Source organism: Dietzia sp. B44, assembly GCF_014145245.1.
Classification (GTDB): Bacteria; Actinomycetota; Actinomycetes; order Mycobacteriales; family Mycobacteriaceae; genus Dietzia; species Dietzia natronolimnaea.
This window is the reverse complement of the sequence record NZ_JAALEF010000311.1, coordinates 1-2,161: the sequence shown is the minus strand read 5'-3', so window position 1 is coordinate 2,161 and position 2,161 is coordinate 1. Positions and strand designations below refer to the sequence as shown.

Annotated in this window: 2 protein-coding genes and 1 pseudogene; all 3 read left to right on the top strand. The window is 73.3% G+C overall.

Going from position 1 to position 2,161, the window contains the following annotated elements; all coding sequences use genetic code 11:
• Positions 1–219: pseudogene (locus G6017_RS10840) on the top strand (DUF4328 domain-containing protein); the annotation flags it as partial.
• A 3-nt stretch (positions 220–222) separates the two neighbouring features.
• Positions 223–1,035, top strand: coding sequence for a glycerophosphodiester phosphodiesterase (locus tag G6017_RS10835; RefSeq protein WP_182610245.1), 813 nt, complete (start codon positions 223–225; stop codon positions 1,033–1,035).
• A 100-nt stretch (positions 1,036–1,135) separates the two neighbouring features.
• A complete protein-coding gene (locus tag G6017_RS10830; protein ID WP_182617326.1) occupies positions 1,136–2,044 on the top strand; it encodes a DUF5926 family protein in 909 nt (302 codons plus the stop codon).
• Positions 2,045–2,161: the final 117 nt, after the last annotated feature.

Here is a 2,161-nt window from a genome sequence, read left to right as displayed (position 1 = left end):
GGGATCGCGGTCGCGCTCGCACTGTGGCGGGGCACGGGTGAGGGCTCGCAGGCCGCGGCGGACACGGTTCTCCTCACCGCGCTCGCGGCGGCCGCCGCGGTGTGGGCGGCGCGTGAGACCCGGACCGCCATGCGGAGTTTCGATGAGCCTTCCCCGCGGTTCACCCGGCGGCTTCTCCCGCGGGGCATCGTGGAGACGTCCCCGGCTCGAGAGGAGTGAGACGTGACGGTCCCCGCGACCACACATCTGCGGTCCACGGTGTCCACCGGCAGCGGGGTCGTCGCCCACAGAGGGGCCTCGGCCGAGTTCCCCGAACTCACGCTCGTCGCCTACGAGAAGGCCCTCGAGCAGGGCGCAGAGGCGCTCGAGGTGGATGTGCGGCTCACCTCCGACGGTGTCCCGGTGCTCCTGCACGATCCCCGGACCGCGCGCGTGGCGGACCGCGACGTCTGGGTCCACTCCAGCACCCTGGACGAGCTGTCCGCCCTCGACCTGGGCTCCTGGCATCCGGTGCACCGCCGGCCCGAACCACTCCTCACGCTGCGCAGTCTCCTGGTGATGGCCGAGGCGTACCCGCACGTGAAGCTGTTCCTGGAGACCAAGCACCCGGTGCCCACCGGCGGCCGCGTCGAGGTCGCGCTCCGGGACGAGCTGAGGTACTTCGGTCTGGACCGGCCCGCCTCGCACGCCGAGTCCCGCGCGCTCATGATGAGCTTCTCCGTGATGGCGGTGCGACGGTTCAGGCAACTGGCCCCGCAGGTGCCGACCGTGCAGCTCCGCGAGCGCGGCAACGTCCTCAAGTCGTGGCCGGCCGAGGGGTTCGGCGCCCAGTTGATGGGCCCGAGCATCGGCGCGCTCCGGGCGCGGCCGTGGTTGGTCGAGTACTGGAGGTCGCGGGGGATGGGGACCTACTGCTGGACCGTCGACGACCCGGCGGACATGCTCCTGTGCCGCGACCTGGGCGTGGAGTGGGTGGCCACCAACGTCCCGTCACGGGCCCGGGGCGTCCTGGACGGGCCCACGCGTCGCGACTGACCCCGTCACGGCCGACCCGATCCGGGGCCCCCGTGCGCTGACGGCACCAGAGTGCGATGTCCGGGGGCGGGCCGCGCGGGCGCACCGTATCGTGGTGCCCGTGGGTAGACGCCAGCGCCATAATGAGCCCAAGTCCGGCGGCAACCGCCAGGCCAAGATCGCCGCTCGCGCGGCCGAGCGTGAGGAACTGAGCACGGAACCCCGGCCGTTCGCCGGGTTCGCCGGTGAGTGCGACATGGTCGCGATGCGCGAGTTCGTGCCGTCGGCGACCGCGCGACTCACCACCACCGCCGAGAAGCGGGAGATCATCCTGGCGACCGTCCTGCCGGGGGCCATCGCCGGCCTGGTGCGCGACGACGAGCTGGGCGGTGAGGCCATGGTGGGTCTCCAGGTGCAGGTCCACGGACCCGATCCGGCGGCCGACCTGGCCTACGCGGTGGACTGGGCCTCGCGTGCCGGGGGAGGGGAGACCCTGACGTCCTCCCACCCGGACGAGTCCACCCCGGCGTTGGAGGACGTCGTGGTCGCCGACGCCCCGCTCGAGATCGCGGTGCACGGCGACTTCTCCTGGTGGCTCGCCGAGGGCGCCCAGGTCAGGCCGGAGATCGCCCAGGCCATCAAGAACGCCAACGAGGTCATGATGCCCTCCGCCCGGGTCGCGGCCGATGGGATCGAGGCGGCCTGGTGGGTCGACGCGGGCGAGAAGGCCCACGTCCGCTGGGTGCGCCCGGAGGACGAGGACGCGCTGTTCGAGGCACTCGCGCGCGTGCACTCCGCCGGCGGCCTCCACCTGGGCGAGGGGTCCCGGTTCGCGGGGTCGTTCCGTACCCACGGGCTGCTCGTGCCGGTGTTCGACCTGGACCCGGAGATGCACCATCAGGAGTGGGCGCCGGGACTGCTGGAGCTCGACGCGCGACTGGGCGAGGCCCTGGCGAAGGACGGTCCGCTCAGCTCCGACGAGCGCGCGTCGCGCGACGGCCTGAGGGCACGTCAGGTCACCCTGCGCTGACCCGGCACCGGCCCCCGACGGGGCCCACGGGCCTCTAGTATCCCCTCGGGCGACCACCGGGTCGCCGGCCGGACGTGTGGCGGAGGGGGTGTGGCCGGCGTGGCCGACCGACCGAGA